This window comes from Kribbella sp. (assembly GCF_035655035.1).
In the GTDB taxonomy this organism is placed as follows: domain Bacteria; phylum Actinomycetota; class Actinomycetes; order Propionibacteriales; family Kribbellaceae; genus Kribbella.
The window spans coordinates 1-20,298 of record NZ_DASRVN010000258.1; the positions used below are offsets into that span (position 1 = coordinate 1).

The 20,298-nt window shown below is 68.3% G+C and carries 19 protein-coding genes; 7 read left to right on the top strand and 12 right to left on the bottom strand.

Annotated elements, in window-relative coordinates:
- Positions 1–374 precede the first annotated feature (374 nt).
- The 11 genes from VFF46_RS15205 to VFF46_RS15255 form a co-directional block, all read right to left on the bottom strand.
- A complete protein-coding gene (locus VFF46_RS15205) occupies positions 375–1,766 on the bottom strand; it encodes an ATP-binding protein (protein ID WP_325037758.1) in 1,392 nt (463 codons plus the stop codon).
- Positions 1,763–2,437, bottom strand: a complete 675-nt coding sequence (locus tag VFF46_RS15210) for a response regulator transcription factor (RefSeq protein ID WP_325037759.1) — start codon at positions 2,435–2,437, stop codon at positions 1,763–1,765. Before VFF46_RS15210 ends, VFF46_RS15205 begins: the two co-directional genes overlap by 4 nt.
- A 3-nt stretch (positions 2,438–2,440) precedes the next feature.
- Positions 2,441–4,603, bottom strand: coding sequence for an MMPL family transporter (locus VFF46_RS15215; protein WP_325037760.1), 2,163 nt, complete (start codon positions 4,601–4,603; stop codon positions 2,441–2,443).
- A gap of 215 nt (positions 4,604–4,818) precedes the next feature.
- Complete coding sequence (locus VFF46_RS15220; RefSeq protein WP_325037761.1) at positions 4,819–5,814, bottom strand: Rieske 2Fe-2S domain-containing protein; 996 nt, start codon at positions 5,812–5,814, stop codon at positions 4,819–4,821.
- 204 nt (positions 5,815–6,018) lie between these two features.
- Entirely contained in the window at positions 6,019–7,065 is a 1,047-nt protein-coding gene (locus VFF46_RS15225; RefSeq protein WP_325037762.1) for a hypothetical protein, read from the bottom strand.
- Between the two features lie 647 nt (positions 7,066–7,712).
- Complete coding sequence (locus tag VFF46_RS15230) at positions 7,713–8,696, bottom strand: BadF/BadG/BcrA/BcrD ATPase family protein (protein WP_325037763.1); 984 nt, start codon at positions 8,694–8,696, stop codon at positions 7,713–7,715.
- Positions 8,693–9,988 (bottom strand): glycoside hydrolase, encoded by a 1,296-nt coding sequence (locus VFF46_RS15235; protein ID WP_325037764.1) that lies wholly within the window; start codon positions 9,986–9,988, stop codon positions 8,693–8,695. Before VFF46_RS15235 ends, VFF46_RS15230 begins: the two co-directional genes overlap by 4 nt.
- A 42-nt stretch (positions 9,989–10,030) precedes the next feature.
- The gene (locus VFF46_RS15240) at positions 10,031–10,837 is read right to left on the bottom strand and encodes a 6-phosphogluconolactonase (protein ID WP_325037765.1); all 807 of its coding nucleotides are present in this window, start codon (positions 10,835–10,837) and stop codon (positions 10,031–10,033) included.
- Positions 10,838–10,874: 37 nt separating this feature from the next.
- Positions 10,875–11,687 (bottom strand): carbohydrate ABC transporter permease, encoded by an 813-nt coding sequence (locus VFF46_RS15245; RefSeq protein WP_325037766.1) that lies wholly within the window; start codon positions 11,685–11,687, stop codon positions 10,875–10,877.
- The gene (locus tag VFF46_RS15250) at positions 11,684–12,658 is read right to left on the bottom strand and encodes a sugar ABC transporter permease (RefSeq protein ID WP_325037767.1); all 975 of its coding nucleotides are present in this window, start codon (positions 12,656–12,658) and stop codon (positions 11,684–11,686) included. Before VFF46_RS15250 ends, VFF46_RS15245 begins: the two co-directional genes overlap by 4 nt.
- A 4-nt stretch (positions 12,659–12,662) precedes the next feature.
- On the bottom strand, positions 12,663–14,021 hold the full coding sequence (locus VFF46_RS15255) for an ABC transporter substrate-binding protein (RefSeq protein ID WP_325037768.1): 1,359 nt from the start codon (positions 14,019–14,021) through the stop codon (positions 12,663–12,665).
- Positions 14,022–14,150: 129 nt separating this feature from the next.
- Here VFF46_RS15255 and VFF46_RS15260 point away from each other — a divergent pair, with 129 nt between their 5' ends.
- From VFF46_RS15260 to VFF46_RS15280, 5 genes are all read left to right on the top strand, one after another.
- Positions 14,151–14,870, top strand: coding sequence for a GntR family transcriptional regulator (locus tag VFF46_RS15260; RefSeq protein WP_325037769.1), 720 nt, complete (start codon positions 14,151–14,153; stop codon positions 14,868–14,870).
- An 8-nt stretch (positions 14,871–14,878) separates the two neighbouring features.
- Entirely contained in the window at positions 14,879–15,043 is a 165-nt protein-coding gene (locus VFF46_RS15265; protein ID WP_325037770.1) for a hypothetical protein, read from the top strand.
- Between the two features lie 176 nt (positions 15,044–15,219).
- Positions 15,220–15,489, top strand: coding sequence for a hypothetical protein (locus VFF46_RS15270; protein ID WP_325037771.1), 270 nt, complete (start codon positions 15,220–15,222; stop codon positions 15,487–15,489).
- 9 nt (positions 15,490–15,498) lie between these two features.
- The gene (locus tag VFF46_RS15275) at positions 15,499–16,092 is read left to right on the top strand and encodes a hypothetical protein (RefSeq protein ID WP_325037772.1); all 594 of its coding nucleotides are present in this window, start codon (positions 15,499–15,501) and stop codon (positions 16,090–16,092) included.
- A 77-nt stretch (positions 16,093–16,169) separates the two neighbouring features.
- Entirely contained in the window at positions 16,170–16,385 is a 216-nt protein-coding gene (locus tag VFF46_RS15280; protein ID WP_325037773.1) for a hypothetical protein, read from the top strand.
- Here VFF46_RS15280 and VFF46_RS15285 read toward each other — a convergent pair whose 3' ends face one another.
- Entirely contained in the window at positions 16,386–17,609 is a 1,224-nt protein-coding gene (locus VFF46_RS15285) for a helix-turn-helix domain-containing protein (RefSeq protein ID WP_325037774.1), read from the bottom strand.
- A 299-nt stretch (positions 17,610–17,908) separates the two neighbouring features.
- Between VFF46_RS15285 and dnaK the strand changes: the two genes are divergently transcribed.
- The gene (gene dnaK, locus VFF46_RS15290; protein ID WP_325037775.1) at positions 17,909–19,774 is read left to right on the top strand and encodes a molecular chaperone DnaK; all 1,866 of its coding nucleotides are present in this window, start codon (positions 17,909–17,911) and stop codon (positions 19,772–19,774) included.
- Positions 19,774–20,298, top strand: a complete 525-nt coding sequence (locus VFF46_RS15295) for a nucleotide exchange factor GrpE (protein ID WP_325037776.1) — start codon at positions 19,774–19,776, stop codon at positions 20,296–20,298. The genes dnaK and VFF46_RS15295 overlap by 1 nt, the downstream gene beginning before the upstream one ends.

Genomic DNA, 20,298 nt, shown 5'->3' on the forward strand with positions numbered 1-20,298 from the left:
CCAGTTCGTTGACCGTCGACCTGGATCAATCCCAAGGAGAACATCGAGTGCCAGACCGGTTGGTACTGCGCCCGCGATCCACTGCTGAACGCGTCGACCGACCACGCCTACCCGTGGTACGACACGTCGATCCTGGACCAGAAGCGGTTCAACGAGTGCAACCGCGGGGACGGCCAAGGGAATCCCGGACCAGGTCGACTCGGCCAAGCTGAACCCAGGAGATCTGGGAATCGGCCACTGGCCGCAGCGGACCGATGCCGCGCCCCCGCAGCACCATCTGTCCACGGGGGCCGTCCAAGACGGTGACGGGTGACCATCCGCGGCGACCGTGACGCATCGCCCCTGTCCGGGCACACCGGACAGGGGGCGATCCCTCAGTCCCCGCGCGGCGGGTGTGGAAGGGTGACGACCGCGCGCGTCCCGCCGCCGGGGCGCTCCGAGATGGCGATCTGGCCGCCGTGGGCGAGGGCTATCTCGCGAGCAATCGCGAGCCCGAGGCCGGTGGTGCCGCTGGCTCGTTCGCGGCTGGTGTCCAGCCGGACGAAGCGGTCGAACACCCGCTCGCGGTCGGCAGCGGGAATCCCTGGGCCGTCGTCGTCGATCTGGACCTGGACCGCCTCGCCGACCTGTCGGCCGGTGACCGTGACGCTTGACGTGGCATAGCGGACGGCATTGTCGATGAGGTTGCGGAAGAGACGTTGGAGATGCCCGGGATGGCCCGCGATGGTGAGGCCGGCGGTGACGTCGACTTGGATCGTGAGGTGCTCGGCGGTGAGGTCGGAGCGAATCTCGGCGAGCAGGGCCCGCAGCTCGACCTCTTGCCGCGCCGCAAGCTGCCGCTCGTCGGCTTTCGCGAGCAGCAGCAGTTGCTGGATGAGGTCCTGCAGCCGGGTCGACTGCTGGGCCGCACGTTCGGCGATGACCGGCCACGGCGCTTCGTCGGGGTGGGCAAGACCGACCTCGAGAGTGGTGCGGATGGCGGCCAGCGGGCTCCGCAGTTCGTGGGAGGCGTCGGCGACGAATCGTCGCTGCCGGCTCGCGGAATCCTCGAGTCGCATCAGCATGTCGTTCATGGTCCTGGCCAGCTGGCCGATCTCGTCGTCCGTGGCCGGTTGGGGGACCCGCTGGGTCAGGTCGGCCGAGGTGATCTCGGTGACGGCGCGGCGGATCCGTTCGACCGGTCGGAGCGCCCGTCCCACGATGATCCACACTGCGATGGCCGCCAGCAGCAGTGCGATCGGGATGCCCAGCAGAAGCCGCGCCGCGAACTCCGCCTGTACGGGGTCCAGCGTCCCGTTCGCAGTACCGGCGACGATCGTCACCGGCCGGCCCTTGACGGTGGTCCGGACGCCCACAACCCGGATGTCGGCCGGGATGCTCCCGTCGGCGGCCTTCTGACGCACCGGCACCGTCGAGCCGGCAGGTAGTTGGTAGAGGGCGGGCAGCCCGGCCAGGGTGCTCGTGGCAGCCAGCACGCTGCCGTCGGCCGCGAGTACCTGCGCTTCGGCGACGGGGTCGACGGACGAGCGCGGCAGTGGCGACGGCCAACCGCTGGTTGTCGCGGACTGCGCGATCTGCGTCGTGTAGGTGTGCAGCTGCGCGTCGATGCTCTTGCGGATGGCTTGCCGCTGCAGCACGTACAGGAGCATCACCCCGAGGATGACGACCGTGGTGATGGCGATGCTGGCCACGATCGTGACCCGGGCCCGCAGGGTGCGGGGCCGCCGAAGGCGCCAGGTGCGCCCGGGTGCTGCCCTGGTGGTCATCGACCGTCCTCGATCAGGTAGCCCTCACCGCGGATCGTGACGATGGTCGGCTCCGCGTCCGGAAGGTCGAGCTTGCGCCGCAGGCGGTGAACCTGGACTTCGACCACGGACGGTGGACCGTCATATGCGGTGTCCCAGCAGTGGTTGAGCAGGTCGGTCTTGGATACCGGCCGGCCCTTGTGCCGCATCAGGTACTCCAGCACCGCGATCTCGCGTGCGGTGAGGTCGATCGGTATGCCGTCCCTGCTGACCGTGCGGGCGGCCGGGTCGAGGGTGAGGCCAACGGCGGTGAGCACCGCCGGCCGCTCGGTCAGCCCACGCCGGGTCAGCGCTCGGAGGTGGGCCAGCAGGACCGTGTACGAGAACGGCTTGGCGAGGTAGTCGTCGGCACCGCTGTCGAGGCCCTCGGCGTGGTCGAGGTCCTCATCCATCGCGGTCAGCATCAGGATCGGTGTCCAGAGGCCCTGGTCGCGTAACCGGCGGCAGATCTGGTAGCCGTTCATCCCCGGCAGCATCACGTCCAGAACGATGACGTCGTGGTCTCCCTCGGTGGCCTTCCACAGGCCGTCCGTGCCGTTGTCGGCGGCATCGACGACGTACCCCTCGGCCTCCAGGCCCCACCTGAGAGAGGCCGCCATCGCGTGGTCATCTTCGACTACCAGCACTCGCATGACTCAAGCATCCCCGAGCGGCACCCGGATTGGCGTCCGCCGCGTCGGCTCGGCGACCTTGCGCCTCGGCAGCCGCAGCAGCCGTGCTGCCCAGTCCGGCATCCACCAGTTCGCCGTGCCGAGGAGCGAGACCAGTGCGGGCAGCAGCAGCATCCGGACGATCACGGCATCAAGGATGACCCCACCGGCCAGGCCTGCCGCGAGTTCCCGGACCGTGATGTCGTTCGTCGTCGTCAGCGACGCGAAGGCGAAGAAGAGGATCAACGCGGCGCTGGTGACCAGTCTCCCGGTGTGCGACACGCCCTCGACGATGCTGCCGTGGGTGTCTCCGGTACGGTCGTAGCCCTCCCGGACACGCGACAGGATGAAGACCTCGTAGTCCATCGAGATGCCGAAGAGGAATCCGAACATCAGCAGCGGTACGAAGGTGTCGATCGAGCCGGTGGCGGAGATCCCCCACAGCGCGTGGCTTCCGTAGCCGTGCTGGAACACCAGCACGATCATGCCGTACGTCGCCGCGACCGACAGCGCGTTGAGCAGCACCGCCTTGGCCGGCAGGAGCAAGGACCTGAGACCGCGGGCCAGCAGCAGGAAGGTCACGGTGGCCACGAGGCAGAACATCAGCGGGAAGGCCCCGTAGGTGCTGTTGACCTCGTCGATCTTCTGGGCCGGATCGCCGCCGACGAGGACGCCGGAGGGAACAGTTCGCCTGATGTCGGCCAGCGAGGTCCCGCCCTGCGACGTGCCGATCTCGTGGGTGGGAATCGCCAGCACCATCGTGCTGCCACCCTGATGCCAGGCCGGCCCGGCGGGCGCGACGGCGCCTCGCACACTGGGCACGTTGCTCAGCGCGGCGACCACCGCCTGCGCCTGACTCGCTGACGGAACGTAGATCGGCACCGTGGTCAGCGCCCCGGCGCCGAAGCCGTCGGCTCGCAGGGCATGGAGGCCGTCGGCGTACGGGCCTGTGCCGGCCAGGGCGGAACCGGTGGGCTGCGAGATGTTGATGGTCGCCGCGACGCCGGTCAACCCGATAAGGATGCCCAGCCCGAGGACCGCGGCGGCGATCCGGTGCCGGATGACCAGGCGCGACCATCCCGTCCAGAACCGGCTGACCCGCCGCGCCGAACGAGGCCGCGGCCAGTCGACCCGCGGGCCGACCTTGGACAGCACCGCCGGCAGCAGCGTCAGCGCCACGACGGTGGCGGTCGACGGGATGAACAGCCCCGCGATTCCGATGCCCTGCACCAGCGACACGGGCACCACGATCAGGGCGAACAGCCCCAGTGAGGCCGTGATGCCGCTGAGGACGACAGCATGTCCGGCGCGCTGCATCGCGGCAGCGACTGCCTCGGCGTTGGACCTTCCCGCCGTGCGTTCTTCGCGCCAGCGATTGACGATCAGCAGCGAGTAGTCGATCGACAACCCCAGTCCCAGCAGCGCGACGATGTACTGCACCGCCGGGTTGAACGGGATCGAGGACGGGACGACGTACGTCAGGCCATAGATGAACAGCTGCATCGTCAGCACCGAGATCAGGGCCATGATCAGCGGCAGGAAGGCCAGGAACGATCCGAAGACCCACGCGAGCACGATCAAGGCCGCGAGTGCTCCCGTCAGCAGCTCGATCAGCACACTCGAACTGTGGCTGGACGACGAGGGGTTGCCGGAGGACAAGGCGTTGACTCCGGTGGCGTGCACGGTTGCTCCGGGGACGGCCGCCTCGGCCGTCGACTTCAGCTTGTCCAGGACCTGAGGGGAGACGTCCCGGCCCGATTGAGGCGAATAGACCAGCATCAAGGTGCTGTCACCGGCGCTGCCGATCAAGGCCCGGTCGCCGGTCGAGGCGTACGACGCCACCCGGAGGGTGGGCATCGCCTTCGCGACCTCGCTGTCCAGCGTTCGGAGGTTGGCTTTCACCGCCGGTGAGTCGACCTTCTGCCCGGCCGGGAGGTCGATCGTCAGCAGGCCCGGCGGATGGTCCGCGCCGCCGTATCGCTTGGCGATCTGTACGTTCGCCGTGTTGGCGGGGCTGTTCACGTGCACACCACTGATGAGGCGGCCGGACACCGACGGCGCGAGAGCCAGGCCGGCGATCGTGATCACCAGCCACAGCAAGCCCACTACCAATCGATGCCGCACCACCCAGTTGCCGAGAGCTGTCATGACGCCCGCCTGAAGTTCGTTGCCGATGAGACCAGGCAAAAGTAGGTAGCCGCGACTTTCATGACGCTTACGCGGCGGGTTTCGGGACGTCTGGGCAACACCGGGACAAGCCGATCGCGAATCGGGCAGACGCGCCGATCGTGCCCGGCGTCGCCCTGTTAGCCGCGCAGCCTGCGCGTGGCGGAGTGGGCGGACCGGAGGAGCCGGGGCCCGGATCAGGCGGTGGTGACCTGCCCGTCGACAACCGTGACCGGGATCTCCGCCAGTGGTGCAGGGGCCGGCCCGCCGGTCACCTGGCCGTTCTGGTCGAACGTCGAGCCGTGGCAGGGGCATTGGAAACCCGTTCCGACGTACGAGACCGGGCAACCTTGGTGTGTGCAGGCGGCCCGGAACGCCTTGAAGGTGTCCGTTGCCGGGTGCAACAAGAGGGCGGGGGCGCCGTTCGCGGTCGTGAAGCTCTTGGAAGACCCGACGGGCACGCTCGAGGCCGCGGCGATCACCGCCCCGCCGTTCGCCGAACGTGGACTCGCCGAGGCGCTTGGCGCCGGCGGAGCGGGGCTCGCCGGCTGACCGCCCGCCGTACCGGATGGGCGCCGTGCGAGTGCCAGCGTGGTGCCTGCCGCGATGCCGACCGCAGCGATCGTCGCGCCGATGATGCCGCCTCGAAGCACAGTACGTCGCTCGACGTCGTCCTGTTCGGCCACGCCTTCGGAGGCCCCAGGTCGCGGGAGCAGGCCGGCCTGACGCCGCACGGCGGCACGCAGCCGGGCTGTCACCGAGTACAGTCCGGCGTCTCCTGCTATCAGTAGTGGGCTCCAGGCGAAGGCGAAGCCCAGGTCCGCACCGAAGTAGTACGGCCGGGTCGTCCAGCTCACCGTCAGGAAGAAGCTGAGTGCCAGCAGGATTCCGCCGAGGGCGGCGATCCGCGTGAACAGCCCGAGCAGAGTCCCGAGCCCGACCGCGACCTCACCGAAGGCGATGGCCAGCCCGGTCAGGGTCGCGTGGCCGGCAGTCAGCGACACCAGCGAGCCGATCGGGGACGCGGTGGCGGCATGCAGCATCTGGGCGTGGACGCCGAGCGGTGAGGAGTTGTCCAGGTAGTTCGGGTCGAAGAGCTTGGACAGTCCGGCGTACAGGAAGGTGCCGCCGAGAAAGGCCCGCAGCGGCAGCAGCGCCCAGGCCGGCGACTTGAGCGGGGAATCGAGGCGCAAGCGGGCCCACGATCTGCTCCGGGGACCGCTGCGGCTCGAGCCGGTTGAGGAAGAGGGCGATGACATTGTGAACAACCTTTCCTGCAGATACGTACTCGAACGCAAGGTCGATCGGCGCGGAGGTTTCGGCCCGGCGCGGAATCCCCAGGCGACGTGACCGGGCCGGCTGTCCAGGGCCGGGGATTCCGCGGGTCCTCCGAGGGTTTACCTGCCGGCGGAGGCGATCAGGAGGCCGAGGCACATTTCGTCGCTGGTGCCGTCGCCCCAGACGACGTACCGCGGTGGGAGCTTGCTCAGTGCCGGGAGCTGTCGACGCAGGCCGGCGTCGTGGGTGCACGTCACCCTGACCTTGTCGCCCGGCTTGAGGTCCATCGGCTTCGGCAACACCTGGTACCTCTGGTTGTCGAAGTTGAACGCCGGGACATCGAGCAGGGTCTGAGCCTTGGCGGTGCCGGGGTTGACCTCGACCTTGATCGATCGTCCGAGCAGGTGCATGTGCCCGAGTGCGGCGTACACCTTGATCGGTTGCGGTATCGGTATGTCGCAGTGCTGCGTGTTGCCCGGCACAGGTTTGGCATAGCCGCATTCGGCCAGCAGCCTTGCCTCGCTGGCGCCGATCTCGGAGCCGAAGCGCTTGCCGACGTCCGCGACCGCTGTCGTCCGGTTGCACAGCGGACCGGACTCGCCGGTCGCACAGGGCAGTTCGATCGGCGCCTGCAACGGCACCGTCAGGAGCGGCTTGGTTGCCGAGGTGCCGTCGGTCAGTCGCAATCGGACGCTGGACTGATCCGACCCGGCGGGCTTGCCGTCGGTGGCGAGCAGGTTGTAGTGCACCTGAAGGATCAGCAGGCTGCCGGGTTTCAACGGGAACCCGACATCTTGCTGCAGGACGGTCTCCGTGGCGCCGGGGGTCCAGGTGTCCACCCACGCCGACGGATGGTTGCCACCAAGGGCGTCATTGCCGAAACACGTCCAGCCCTCGCCGGGCGTCGCGGCGTCCTTGGCACGCGCCACGGCTGCGCTCTCCGGCGGGACGGCGAACACGATGGCGTGGTGCACGATCGGCGTGTTCTGCGGGCGGAACTGGGTTCCGGTCAGGTATGCCGGCTTGGTCAGGTGCGGATCGACCACCAGACAGCGGTATTCGTCGGTGCCGCCGTTGGGGGCGGAGGGTGTATACGGCTGAGGAATCTTGAGGTCGGTGAACCGTTCACCCGCCCGCAGCGGCACCTGCTCTGCCGCTGGCGCCATCGTGTGACCGGTGTGTGGGGAGGCAGTCGCCGACGTTCCCGCGCTGGGCGCGGGAGTTGAACTGGGGGAGTTCGACTCGCACGCGCCGACCAGGAGTGTCGTGGCCACCACACCCGCTACCAGAGCGAGCGCGCGCACCGGGGTTGTCCGTTTGGTCATGATGCCCTCACATCGAGGAGGTCCCATTCCTTCATGGAGCGAAAGTAGAAGGGCTCACCTTTCCAACCGCTTACACGGCGTGTTCGCCTGGTTCGGCGTAGCGATCCAACTGGCCTCGACTTCGGTCGCATGGGGAAGTGCATCGCAGTGTTGCATTGGCCTGCTGAAGCTCGACGACGTGGTGCCGCAACCGGGCGACTTCTGCCACCAGCGTGCGCACGCTTTCGCCTTCGGTCGCTTCTGCTGACAAGACCCGACGGAGGCTTCTCCAACGGCGGAGACGGCACCGATCTGAGCAGAACCGCTGGTCGGATCTGGCTGCGGCGTAGGTGTCCCTGCAGTGCTCGCAGACGTGTTGGCGCGCAGTCAGGTCGCGCCCGAACGGGGGTGGTAAGTCATCCATATATCTGTTGAACGCCCGCACGTACCTCAGACCGTCCGGTACCGCGTCGGCACAAGCGCGGCGACTGTGTGGCTCGACGCGTCTGTCAGAAGCCGGGTTTCGTGGCGAGGATGGTCCGTTGGAGCGCCGGGGTCTGTGGGACGCCGCCTTCGGCGAGGGCGTCGAGGACGGTGCCGTGGATGGGTTCGGCGTCGACGGTTGAGATGTCGACGTGGGGGAGTTGGCGGCCGAGTTCCCGGAGGATGGCTTTGCGGAGGGTGTTGTCGGCTGCGACCGAGCCGCCGAGGGTGAGGGTGAAGGGTTCGTCGAGGCCGACCCGGTTGGCGCAGGCATCGACGTACGCGGCGACTCGTTCGGCGTGCTGGTCAACGATGCTGATGGCAACGAGATCGCCGTGCTCGGCTTCGCGTAGTACGACTCGGGCTGCTTTCGACTTGTTGAGGTGCGTTCCCTCGGTGTTGTCCCGGCGGGTGAATCGGTGCAGCAGGTCCTCTATCGAATGAGCGCCGTAGAACAGTGGAATCGCGTGTGACAGTGCCGTACTCGGTGCGAGGCCGGTGTGCGCCTGAAAGATAGCGTGCAGCGCATCATCGACCAGACCGGCTGCGCCGAGCGGGTGCTGCAGCCAGAACGAGAACGCGAACTCGGCACCGCCGGGGCCACGGCCCGCGATCGCCGCGCCTGTGCCGAGTGAGACCGCGACGCCCACGCCCTCCGGATCGCCGCAGCGCAGCAGGGCGAAGCCGTCGTTCCTGACTGAGAACCGTACGTCCGGACCGAGGTGTTCCCGAAGCACCTCGGTCCAGAACGCGGTGTCCTCGGGCCAGTCGACGCCTGCGAGGCAGAACGCCGCCGATGCAAGGCGCGCATCGGGTACTGCGTTGTGCGCGGCGGCGAGTGCCTCGTCGACGAGGCGGAGGACGGTCGCTACTGCCTCTCCTGGGTCGTCGACGCCGTAGATGTCACCGAGCCCGCCACGTGCCCAGCCCAGGATGTTCCCGTGCTGGTCCGCGACGGCGGCGATGGTCTTGGTGTTACCGGCGTCGACGCCGAGGAAGAGTTCGTTCACGGCAGGAGTCGCTCCGGGAGGTAGGCGGCGTGCGCGGCGGCCATCTCGTCGTACAGCTCCTCGGCGACCTTGAGGTTGTCGACGAGCGGGTTGGCGAGCAGCGCCTGGATGCCGTCCTTGCGAGTGCCTTCCCAGCCGGTCTTCGCAGCGAGGATCTGGTACTCGGCGAGCTGCTGGGTGATGCCCAGGACGGAGTGCGGAAGCGGCTTCTGCGGCTCGATGTGGAAGCCCGACTTGTCGACGTTGCACCAGACCTCGACGACGGTGCTCTCGTCGAAGCCGGCGAGCGCGCCGCCCGCGTTCGGCAGGTTGACCGGCAGCCGGGCGCCGGTGTCGTTGTAGTGGGCGCTCATCACGTCGATCGCGAGTTCGAGTTCGTGGATGCCGCCGCGCGAGCGCTTCGGGTCGAGTTCGGGTGCGTCGGCGGTGGCCTGCTCGCGGTAGTGGTCCCAGTAGCCGGGTACGGCGTCCATGATGATTTCCGACCGGGTCTTGGGCGCGCCCTGCTGCTCGCGCAGGAGTTCCTCGCGGAAGTAGTAGTAGTTGAAGTAGTCGGACGGGATCGATCCCATGGTCACGGCGAGGTGGAGCGCCCGGCGGGAGTTGGCGTCCAGCTGGTCCTTGCGCTCCTCCCAGCCCTTCTCCAGCAGCGGCATGATGTCCTCGCCGTCGTACAGGGCCTCGGTGCTCCAGCAGTTGTGGTTGACGCCGGCCATAGTCACCTGGGCGCGGTCGGGGTCGAGCCCGGCGGCCTTGATCACGACCGGCGGGAAGACCAGCGGTCCCTCGCACATCGAGACGATCGGTACGTCGCTGTACTGCGTCACAGCCTGGGAGACGATGTTGACCGGGTTGGTGTAGTTGAAGATCTTGGCGTTCGGGGCCACCGCGTTGAGGTCCTCGACGACGCCCTTGAGGACGTTGACCGAGCGCAGCGACATGAAGAAGCCGCCGGGGCCCTGGGTCTCCTGGCCGATGATGCCGTGCTTGATCGGGATGCGTTCGTCCAGGGCGCGCGCCCCGAAGCCGCCGGGCCGGAAGCTGGAGAGTACGGCGTCGACGTCGGTCAGGCCGGCGCGACGGTCGGTCGTGGCGGTCACGGTGAGATCGAGGCCCTGCGCCTTGATGATCCGCTCGGTGATCGACCGGACGACCTCCAGGTGGTCGGGGTCGAGGTCGATCAGGACGATCTCGGATCCGGCGAACTCCTCGCCGTGCCACAGCAGGGAGGCCATCGTCCCGGCCGCCCGGGACGAGCCGCCGCCGAGGTAAGCGAGCTTGATGCGTGCCATGAGTGAAGTGTGCCTTTCGGTAAGGAGTACAGCTGAAGGGGGTCAGGAGGCAGCCGGGAGCAGCGCCGCGGCTGCCCGGTCTGCCAGGAATCGGGGGGACCTGCAGTCGCTGAGGACGGTGGCCGGCCAGTCCGGTTCGTACGCGTCGGCGGCGGCGACACGCTGTACGGTGATTTGCTTGTGGGCCCCGGTCACGACCATGACGACCGCACGGGACAGGTCCCGGATGGTGGCGGTACCCACGGTCACGCCGTACCGCGGTACCTCGTCGAGCCGGCGGAACGACGGGAACGTCTCGAGGTTGTCGCGGCGGGTGGCCTCGCCGAGTTCGACGATCCGGGTGACGCTGTCGGATGCCGTTCCGGGCGGGTTCAGCGCGATGTGGCCGTCGGAGGCGCCGGAGGCGAGCAGGAAGAGGTCGATCCCGCCGGCAGCTGCCAGTGCCTCGTCGTACGCGCCCGGTTCGGCCGCGGGATCGGGATGCCACAGGTTCTGCTCCGGGATGCGGTGCTCGGGTCGAGCGGCCGCGTTCAACGGGTCCAGGATCTGCCGGCGCCCGAAGCCGACGCAGCTGTGCGGGAGCTTTGGATCGACCAGTTGAAACCCCTTGGCGGTGTGTACGACGTACTCGTCCATGAGCGCGATGATCACGTGGCTGAGGTCGAGGTTGCGCTTGGCAACGAGATCGGCGAGGTGTGCGTAGGTTCGCAGCGGGCTACGGCCGCTCGGGCAGCCGAGCACGAACGAACTGCCCGCTTCCACGGCCGACTCGATGCCGGCGGCAATGTCCTCGGCCGCGAGCAGGCCGACGTGATCGGCGCTGTCGTGGACTTCGGGCAGCACGTGCATAGGGAGAGGTCCTTCGCTGTCGTGAGGGAGCGGTCGGTCATTCCTTGAGCGCGCCGTTGAGGACGCCGCGGATGAAGTGCCGTTGGAAGAAGGCGTAGAGCACGAGGACGGGCAGGGCGACGATCAGTGATCCGGCGGCGAGCAGGTTCACGTCGACGCTGTGCCGCCCCTGGAAAACGCCGAGTGCCAGCGTGGCCGGCTGGATCGACGGGTCGGCGATGAAGATCAGCGACAGGAAGAAGTCGTTCCAGGTCCACATGAACGACAGCAGTGCGAGGGTCAGGACGGCGGGCCGTGAGATCGGCAGCAGGATCTGCCAGAGGATGCGCCAGGTACGGGCGCCGTCCATCTCGGCGGCCTCGATCAGGGACGCCGGTACGGCGCGGAAGGTCGCCCGCATCCAGAACGTACCGAAAGGAACGCCCATGCCGATCTGGATGATGATCAGCCCGAGCCAGGAGTTGGTCAGGCCCAGCGACTGGAACGTGTAGTAGAGCGGGACGATGAAGACCTCCGCGGAGATCATCAGCCCGAGCAGCACGACGGGGAAGATGATCTTCTGACCGGTGACGCCGAGGACGCCGAAGGCGAAGCCGGACAGGACGGCCAGCAGGGTCTGCCCGGTGACCGCGCCGATCGTGATGACCGCGGAGGCGAGCATCGCGTGGCCGAATCCGCCGAGCTTCCAGGCGGTGCCGAAGTTGCCCCACTGCAGGTTGCCGAAGTCGAGTTGGCCTCCGCGGTTCGGGCTCAACGCGGTGAAGAAGAACCAGACCACGGGAAACAGGACGAGGATCGAGACGAACGCCAGGACTGTGTGATTGAGGACGCGTTCGGTGCGCGAGATCATGCTTTCTCCTCGGACAGTCTGGTGATGACCAAGGCGACGAGCAGGCAGATGATCGCCAGAACGATGCCGATCGCGGCGGCCATGCCCACGTCCGGGTTCAGGAAGGCCTTGCGGTAGAGCAGCAACGCCGGTGTGGTGGTCGACGTACCAGGTCCGCCTTGCGTGGTGACCCAGACCAGGTCGAACGCACGCAGCGCGCCGGTCACGGTGAGCGTGAGCGCAACCGCCAGCTGTCCGCGCAGAGCGGGCAGCGTGATCGCGAGGAATTCCTTCACCGGGCCGGCGCCGTCGAGGCGCGCCTGCTCGTAGAGTTCGTTGGGGATCGCGGCGACGCCGGCGACGAACAGCACCATGCACAGGCCGAGCGCGGTCCAGGTACCGATCACGCCGAGCGCGGGGAGCGCCCAAGTGAAGTCTCCGAGCCAGTTGTGGGCGAGGTCTCCGAGACCGACAGCGCGCAGCGCACCGTTGAGCGGGCCGTCCGGTCCGTAGATCCGCTTCCAGATCACGGCGACAACCACGCTGGTGAGGACTTGTGGAAGGAACAGCACCCAGCGGTAGAGGCCGGATCCACGCATCTTGCCGCGGCCGAGAAGCGCGGCGGAGAGCAGCCCCAGCAGGATCGGCAATCCGGCGAAGAACAGGACCAGAACGAGCACATGGGCCAGTGACCGCGCCAGCTCCGGGTCGGTGAAGAAGGCGGTGTAGTTGCTCAGGCCAACGAACCGCGCGGTGGTCACGCCGTCCCAGCTGTAGAAGGAGTAGCTGACGCTCTGCACGATCGGAACGAGAACGACGAAGCCGTAGAACAGCAGGGCCGGGGCCGCGAAAGCCAGTCCGAGCAGACGGCGCTTCCGCGCTCGGGCGGACAGCCGCGGCCGGCGGCGAGTTCGGCCGAAGGGCTGATCGGTGCCCACGGCATCCTCCGGTACGGCGGCCTGCCGCCGTTGGAGGAGCTGACGGGTACTCATCCGATCAGCCCTTCGCCCGCTGCGCCTGGAACGCGTCGTAGTCCTTCTGCCCGGCCGCCGCGAGCTGGTCCGGCGTCGACTTGCCCGCCAGCAGCAGCTGCACCTGGCCCCCGATGGTGTCGAGCATGGTCGGGGTCGACCAGTCGAAGTACGGCACGAAGCCGTTTCCGTCGGTGAGCTTCTGCTGCGCGGTGATCTCGGTCGCGAGCTCGGGGTTTGCGGCCGTCTGCTTGACGTCGTTGTGCAGCAGTGGAAGGTACCCGTGGTCGACGCTGGCCTGGGCTGTCGCCTTGCCGGCCAGGTAGTCGAGGAAGGCCGCGGCCGCGTCCGGGTGCTTCGACTTCGCCGAGATCGCCAGGTTGCCGACCGTCGATCCGGTCCCGACCACCTGGTCGCCGTTCACCTGCGGCAGCTGGACGTAGCCGAACGTCTGCTTCTGCGCCGCCGAGAACCCCAGCGATCCGGTGTAGTTGAACTGGAAGGCGCCCTTGCCGGCCAGGAAGTTGTTCATCGAGTCCGCGAACGGGATGCCCTCGTGGTTCGGCGTCAGCCAGCCGGCGTCGCTCCACTTCTTCACCGCGGTGGCAGCCTGCGTGATTCCGGTGGACGTGATCGGAACCGAGCCGCTGGAGTAGACGAAGTCGCCGATGTCCTTCGCGGAGCTGTACAGATCCTGCAGCCCGAACAGGATCGCCGTCGACGCGCCCTTGTCCTGTGATCCGTACGCGATCGGGATCTGGCCCGCCGCCTTGACCGCGGCGCACGCCTTCTCGACGTCGGCGAGGGTCTTCGGTACCGCGACGCCGGCCTTGTCGAGGATCGACTTGTTGTAGTACAGGCCGATCAGGGACGAGCGGGCCGCCGGTACGGCGTACACCGAGCCGCTGCCCATCTGCTTGCCGTCGGACGTGAACTGCTCCTGGCGCAGGATCGTGCTCGGGATCTCGTCCTTCCAGCCGTACGCCGACGCGTAGGCGTCGAGGTTCAGGATCCGGCCGCCCTTGGCCAGCGTGCCCATCGACTGCCAGCCGTTGTTCACCAGCGCGATGTCCGGACCGTTGGGATCGGCGAGCCGCAGGTTCAGGGTGTTCATCACCTGGCCCCAGTCCTGCGTGGTCCGCTCGATCTTGATGTTCGGGTGCTCCTTCTCGAATCCGGCGACCACGGCGTCCATCCACTTGCCTTCGTCGTTCTGCCAGAAGTCGAGCATCTTCAACGTGACGTCCTCACCAGAGACGTCCGTCGAGACCCCGCTGGGGGACTTCGTGGAACTGGAGCTGGAACCACCGGGTGCACACGCCGCCAGCACTGTCGCTGTGGCGAGGAAGGCAGCAGCCGCGCCCATCAGGTGCCGCTTCTTCATGCCAATCTCCTTCGATTCGTCGGACGCCCCCGTTCCGAGCGGACGCAGTCAACGCTAGCCATAAGCAGACCAGTTATGCCAGATAGCGACCAGTTTTGAGCCAAAGCCAGAACTGGTATGGTTATGGCGATGAGGACCTCGACCGTTGCCGCCGGCGTCGCCCGCGAGTTGAGCGACGCGATCAATCGCGGTGTCTACCCACCCGGCTCACGCCTGCCGGGGGAGCGGCAGCTCGCCGATCAGCTGCACGTGAGTCGCAGTACGCTCCGGGCCGCTCTCGGTGATCTCGAGGGCGAAGGCCGGATCGCCCGCTCGCCGCAGCGCGGCTGGTTCGTGCCCAGCCCGACGGTCGGCGAGCCGCCGAGCACGCTGCAGAGCTTCACCGAGATGGCCCGTCTTCGCGGCCTGACCGCGACGGCCGCCGTACTGGAGCGGGCACCGCGCTCGGCGACCATCGACGAGGCCGAGAAGCTGGCCATGCCGCCCGGCGGCGAGGTGCTGGTCCTGGTCCGCCTGCGGGGAATGAACTCGACCCCGATCTGCGTCGACACCAACGTCATCCCGATGACCATCGGCGCCCCGCTGCTGAACTCCGACCTGACCGACCGCTCCCTGTACGAGGCACTCGAGGAACTGTGCTCGGTATCGGTCTACCGCAGCGCCTACTCCGTCCAGGCGGACGCGGCCTCCGCCGAAACCGCGGCCCTCCTGACGATTCCGACCGGCAACCCCGTCCTGATCGGCCGCGAAGTCGCCTACGACCGAGCCGGTACGCCGATCCTGCTCGGCTACAACACCTACCGCGGCGACGCCTACCGCTTCGAAGCGGACCTGTTCCGGTCCGTCTGAACGGGGTCGTGCGCACCGTCCTGCTCGACGGTGACGGCCTGCCACGTCACGACCTGACCCCGCTCGACTCGGCAAGCACGCAGAAGACCGGCTCCATCCGGGTCGCGGCGTACCTGATGTGGCTCGCCATACCGGGACAAGCAGGTTGCCGCAGTCGGATCGGTGCGGGGTGATGGCGCGCGACACCCGGACGACCTGATGCATCGCGGCAGGCGATCGCGTAGTACGCATGCACGGTGACCGGCAACTCGAGTGTCTCTTGACTACGGACGGTTATGGGGCGACTGTAGGCATGGGCGATCGGTTCTGAGGGGGCTTGGGGCCGGTCCAGGCTCTGAGGGGGCTTTGTATGTCCGTGCAGTCGGGCGAGCGCGATCCTCGCGAGGATGAGACGCAGCAGCGCGCCATCAAGGCTATGCGCGAGGCGCGTGCCATGGTTCAGGAAGCATTCGGGCAAGAACTACCAGGCCATGTCGTCGAGGCATTCGACAACGCCGAGCGTGAACTCTTCGCGGCGAGCGAGTGCCGACTGGCCAAGCCATTCGCGCCGATTATCCAGATCGGTGACACGGACGGCCTGTACTACGCCTGCACCCACAATCCCTCGCACCGGTATTAGGACCTCGTCGTGCTGACGGGTCTCTGGGATGCGTTGAAGGGGCTTGGCGCGCCGCTGCGCGCATTGTTCGTGGCAGTGCTCGGCGCCTGGTGGGCATGGCTGTGGTTCACCGGTGACGGCCAATGGGCGGTATTGGTTGCCCTCGGCGCGTTGGTCCTGGGGCTGCTGATCGATTACGCCGGCCGAAAGATGCCGCAGTCCACGCCGTACCTCGCGATCAACCTGATGGAGTGGTGGATCATCGTGCCGATGGTGCTGGCCGCGGTCGCCGCTGCTACCGCGATCGTCCTAACGGTCGACCTGGTCGCACCTGATACGGCATCACCCGAGACGAAGCAAACCGTCGCTGCACTGGCCACCGCCGTCACCGCTTTCCTCGCCTCCGGCTTCGTCGACTGGGCGGCCGATGGTAGTGACTCGCGCGTCTCGGAACGGATCAGGGACCACTTCTACGAGAGGTACCGGTCCAGCTTCAAAGACGGCTCACTCGCGGATCTGTACGTTTACTCCGCGAACTACGCGGGCGCCGACGGTTGGGGCCGCGCGGCCCGCCGAATCAGAGCCAAGGGCATCAAGGCCCGCTGGAGTGCGGACCACGTCTGACGGCGACTTGGCGTCGGCCCGCCGCTCGGGCTGCAGGCATCAGTAGAAGCACGGCCATTCCTCGGTAGCCTCGGAGGATGACGCGAGATCCGAGTGACGAAGAGCAGGCCGTGGTGACCGCTCCGGGCGAGGTTGCGGACGATGCGGCGTACGAGCTTGGCGCGGCGGAGGGCAGTGAGCCGGACGACAAGCGCGAGGCGGAGTCGGAGGGCTTCGATCCGACGGCGACGACCGGGCTGGAGTCGGAGTTGCGGAGTCTGGAGGGCGCGGCGCAGGCCTTGGAGGAGGATTGATCAGCTTCTGCGGCCAGGAGCAGGAGTGGCCGGCGTGAGTTGGACGGCGTACCAGGCGCTCGCGAGTTCGGCGGCGTCGTGGGGGTCGGACAGTGTCCGATCGGTGAGTTCCTGGAGCCTGCGGAGCCGGTAGCGGACGGTGTTCGGGTGGCAGTGCAGCACGCGTGCGGCGTGCTCGGCCGAGCCGTCGTGGTTCAGGTACTGGTGGAGCGTGTCCAGCAGCAAGGACCGGTCGTCGGCGGGCAGCGCGAGCACCGGACCGAGGACGGCTTCGGCGATCCGGCGGCCTTCGTTCGGATCGATCGCGATCAGCGCGGCCAGGGGGCTCGGGTCGAAGCGGCGTACCTCGGCGTGCCCGATCGGGAGCGCGGCCATCGCCGTCCGCGCCAGTTGCAGGGCTCGCGGCGTGTCGGCCAGCCTGCTGTACGTCGGACTGACACCGGTCCGCGCGCCCACACCGTCGCTGAGGACGGACAGCACCAGCGCCTCCTGCTCGGCCGCGACCGCGATCAGGCCGAGTTGCATCGCCGGGGTCAGCCGCCAGCCCGAGACGACGCCGCGCTCCGAGAGCCGGCGCTCGATTCCGGGCAGGCTTTCCGCCGCCAGGCCTCGGGTCTCGGCGGCGACCACGATCAGTTGGCCGTCCGGTGGGAGGCCGAGCAGCGAGGCTGCTTCCCAGGGGCCGCCGTCGGGGCCTGGTTGACCTGTCAGTAGTGCCTCGACCAGTGCGGCCCGGCGCTGCTGGCGGGCCAGGATCAGCTCGGCGGTCGCGGCCCGGTATGCCTCGGTGACGGCGAGCGCGTGTTCGTCGGTGACCTGCCAGATCAGGCTTGCCGCGGACAGCAGCGCCTCCGTCGCGGCTTTGTCTCCGGTGGCCCGGGCCTGGGCGAGCAGCGCGTCCCAGAGCGTCGCGAAGCTGATCCGGTACGCCTGGAGCACTTCGGGGAGCGGCGCGGACTGTTGCGCCCGGCGGCGGCCGGTGTCGCGTGGCGCGTCCAGTTCGAGCGGTGCCAGCGGGGCCCGGATCGCGCCGACCAGGAACCGCAGGTTGTGCCCGACCGAGCGGCGCAGGTCGGCGATCGAGACGACCGCGCCGCTGCGGTAGAACGGCATCCGGGCGACGATCGCGGTACAGGCGTCCTCGGTCAGCTCGGGCAGCCGGTCCTCGGCCCACGCGGCCAGGTCGGTCAGGCTCGCGAGCTCAGCCGGGTCGATGTCGGTCATGCCCTCATCTCAGCACACCAGGCCCTCGGTGGCAGCGATCCGCCGTACGGGATTTGTTGTCCGCGCCATCAGCAGGTGTTCCGGCCACCAACGTGCGCCACCGGGTGCCCGGCCGTTGGCGTAGCGGACAACCGCGGCGGTGACTTCCAACAGAATCCGGGCACGATCCGCCGCCGCTCCCGTCAGCCGGCGGTAGCGTGCGAGCGTTCCTGGAAGGCTCTGACCCAGTCTGATGCCTGAGGCAACAACTGCGTCGTGAGCCGGGCCGGACAAGCGCCGAGACGGACGGAGACACTGACATGGCGAAGGCGGTCGGTATCGACCTCGGGACCACCAACTCGGTGATCGCGGTGGTCGAGGGCGGTCACCCGACGGTGATCGCGAACGGTGAGGGATCCCGGACGACGCCGTCGGTGGTGGCGTTCACCGAGGACGGCGAGCGGCTCGTCGGCCAGCTGGCCCGGCGGCAGGCGATCCTGAACCCCAAGGGCACCATCTACTCGGCGAAGCGGTTCATCGGCCGCCGGTACGACGAGGTCACCAGCGAAATGACCGCGGTGTCGTTCGACGTGGTCGACGGACCGGACGGCTCGGTGCGGTTCGACGTACGCGGGAAGCTGTACGCCCCGGAGGAGATCTCCGCGCTGGTACTGCGCAAGCTCGTCGAGGACGCGTCGAAGTTCCTGGGGGAGAAGGTGACCGAGGCGGTCATCACGGTGCCGGCGTACTTCAACGACACCCAGCGGCAGGCGACCAAGGACGCCGGGAAGATCGCGGGGCTGGAGGTGCTGCGGATCATCAACGAGCCGACCGCGGCGGCGCTGGCGTACGGGCTGGACAAGAAGGACAACGAGACCGTCCTGGTGTTCGACCTGGGCGGCGGCACGTTCGACGTGAGCATCCTGACCGTCGGCGACGGTGTCGTCGAGGTGTTGTCGACGTCGGGTGACGGGCATCTGGGCGGCGACGACTTCGACCGGCGGCTGGTGGACTACCTGGCCGACGAGTTCAAGAAGGCCGAGGGCGTCGACCTGCGGGACGACGCGCAGGCGCTGCAGCGGCTGTTCGAGGCGGCCGAGAAGGCGAAGGTCGAGCTGTCGTCGGTAACGCAGACACAGGTCAACCTGCCGTTCGTGACGGCGACCTCGACCGGGCCGAAACACCTGGTGGTGACCGTGATGCGGTCGACGTTCGACGAGCTCACCCACGACCTGGTGGAGCGCTGCCTCGGGCCGGTGCAGCAGGCGATGGCGGACGCGAAGGTGACCGCGAACGACCTCGACGAGGTGATCCTGGTCGGCGGGTCGACCCGGATCCCGGCCGTCCAGCAACTGGTCCGGCGGCTGACCGGCGGCAAGGACCCGAACATGACCGTGAACCCGGACGAGGTGGTCGCGATCGGCGCGGCGACCCAGGCCGCGATCATCAAGGGCGAGCTGAAGGACGTGCTGCTGCTCGACGTCACGCCGTTGTCGCTCGGCGTGGAGACGCTCGGCGGGATGATGACGAAGGTCATCGAGCGCAACACCACGATCCCGGCCCGGCGGACCGAGACGTTCAGTACGGCGGAGGACAACCAGAACGCGGTCGACATCGTCGTACTGCAGGGTGAACGGGAGCGGGCCGCGGACAACCGGGTGATCGGGCGGTTCCGGCTGGAGGGGATCCGCCCGGCCGGGCGCGGTGAGCCGCAGGTCGAGGTCACGTACGACATCGACGCGAACGGGATCCTGAACGTGTCCGCCAAGGACAAGGACACCGGCGCCGAGCAGGCGATCACGATCACCGAGAGCTCCGCGCTGGACTCGGCCGAGGTGGACCGGATGGTCGCGGACGCCGAGCAGCACCGGTCCGAGGACACCCGGCTGCGGGCGGACGTCGACGCGCGGAACGAGCTGGACGCGGTGGCGTACCAGGTCGACCGGCGGCTCGGCGAGCTCGGTGACACGGTCGCCGTCCACGAGAAGGCGCGCGCGGAGACGCTGGTCGCGGATGCGCGGCAGGCGGTCAAGGACGGTGCCGGGGTCGACCGGGTACGGCCGTTGACGCAGGAGTTGCAGCAGGTGTACCAGAGCCTGCTGGCGAGTCGCTCCTCGCAACCCGAGCCGCCGCAGGCCGGTAGCGATGACGACGACGTGATCGACGCCGACTTCACGGTCGACTGATGCCCGGCGAGCAGTCACCGCGGGAAGCGCTCCCGGACAAGGTCACCGAGGCCGCCGAGGCAGCGCCGGCGGACGACCCGCGGAAGGGGGCGGCGGGCGAGGCAGAGATCGCCCGCCTCGACGACCAGTTGCGCCGTACGGCGGCCGACCTGGACAATCTGCGCAAGCGCTACCAACGCGACCTGGACCGGGAGCGCTCCGCCGAGCGCGCCCGGGCCGCGATCGCCTGGCTCCCGGTCGTGGACAACCTCGAACTGGCGCTCCAGCACGCCGATGCCGGCGCCGAGGTGGTCGTCGAAGGGATCAAAGCGGTCCACCAGCAGGCCGTCGCGGCACTCGAGCGACTCGGGTACCCGAGGTTCGACCCGGCCGGCGAGCCGTTCGACCCCGCCGTCGACGAGGCCGTCAGTACGCTGGCCGACCCGACCGCGGAGCCGGGCACGGTGATTGCTGTCGTCCGGCCCGGCTACGGTACGCCGGACGCCCTGCTCCGACCGGCGTCGGTCGTCGTCGCGAAGCAGTAG

Coding starts and splice junctions, on each gene's coding strand:
- VFF46_RS15205 (WP_325037758.1), bottom strand. CDS start 1,766: ATGACCACCAGGGCAGCACCCGGGCGCACCTGGCGCCTTCGGCGGCCC.
- VFF46_RS15210 (WP_325037759.1), bottom strand. CDS start 2,437: ATGCGAGTGCTGGTAGTCGAAGATGACCACGCGATGGCGGCCTCTCTC.
- VFF46_RS15215 (WP_325037760.1), bottom strand. CDS start 4,603: ATGACAGCTCTCGGCAACTGGGTGGTGCGGCATCGATTGGTAGTGGGC.
- VFF46_RS15225 (WP_325037762.1), bottom strand. CDS start 7,065: ATGGCGCCAGCGGCAGAGCAGGTGCCGCTGCGGGCGGGTGAACGGTTC.
- VFF46_RS15235 (WP_325037764.1), bottom strand. CDS start 9,988: ATGGCACGCATCAAGCTCGCTTACCTCGGCGGCGGCTCGTCCCGGGCG.
- VFF46_RS15240 (WP_325037765.1), bottom strand. CDS start 10,837: ATGCACGTGCTGCCCGAAGTCCACGACAGCGCCGATCACGTCGGCCTG.
- VFF46_RS15245 (WP_325037766.1), bottom strand. CDS start 11,687: ATGATCTCGCGCACCGAACGCGTCCTCAATCACACAGTCCTGGCGTTC.
- VFF46_RS15250 (WP_325037767.1), bottom strand. CDS start 12,658: ATGAGTACCCGTCAGCTCCTCCAACGGCGGCAGGCCGCCGTACCGGAG.
- VFF46_RS15255 (WP_325037768.1), bottom strand. CDS start 14,021: ATGAAGAAGCGGCACCTGATGGGCGCGGCTGCTGCCTTCCTCGCCACA.
- VFF46_RS15260 (WP_325037769.1), top strand. CDS start 14,151: ATGAGGACCTCGACCGTTGCCGCCGGCGTCGCCCGCGAGTTGAGCGAC.
- VFF46_RS15270 (WP_325037771.1), top strand. CDS start 15,220: ATGTCCGTGCAGTCGGGCGAGCGCGATCCTCGCGAGGATGAGACGCAG.
- VFF46_RS15280 (WP_325037773.1), top strand. CDS start 16,170: ATGACGCGAGATCCGAGTGACGAAGAGCAGGCCGTGGTGACCGCTCCG.
- VFF46_RS15285 (WP_325037774.1), bottom strand. CDS start 17,609: ATGACCGACATCGACCCGGCTGAGCTCGCGAGCCTGACCGACCTGGCC.
- dnaK (WP_325037775.1), top strand. CDS start 17,909: ATGGCGAAGGCGGTCGGTATCGACCTCGGGACCACCAACTCGGTGATC.
- VFF46_RS15295 (WP_325037776.1), top strand. CDS start 19,774: ATGCCCGGCGAGCAGTCACCGCGGGAAGCGCTCCCGGACAAGGTCACC.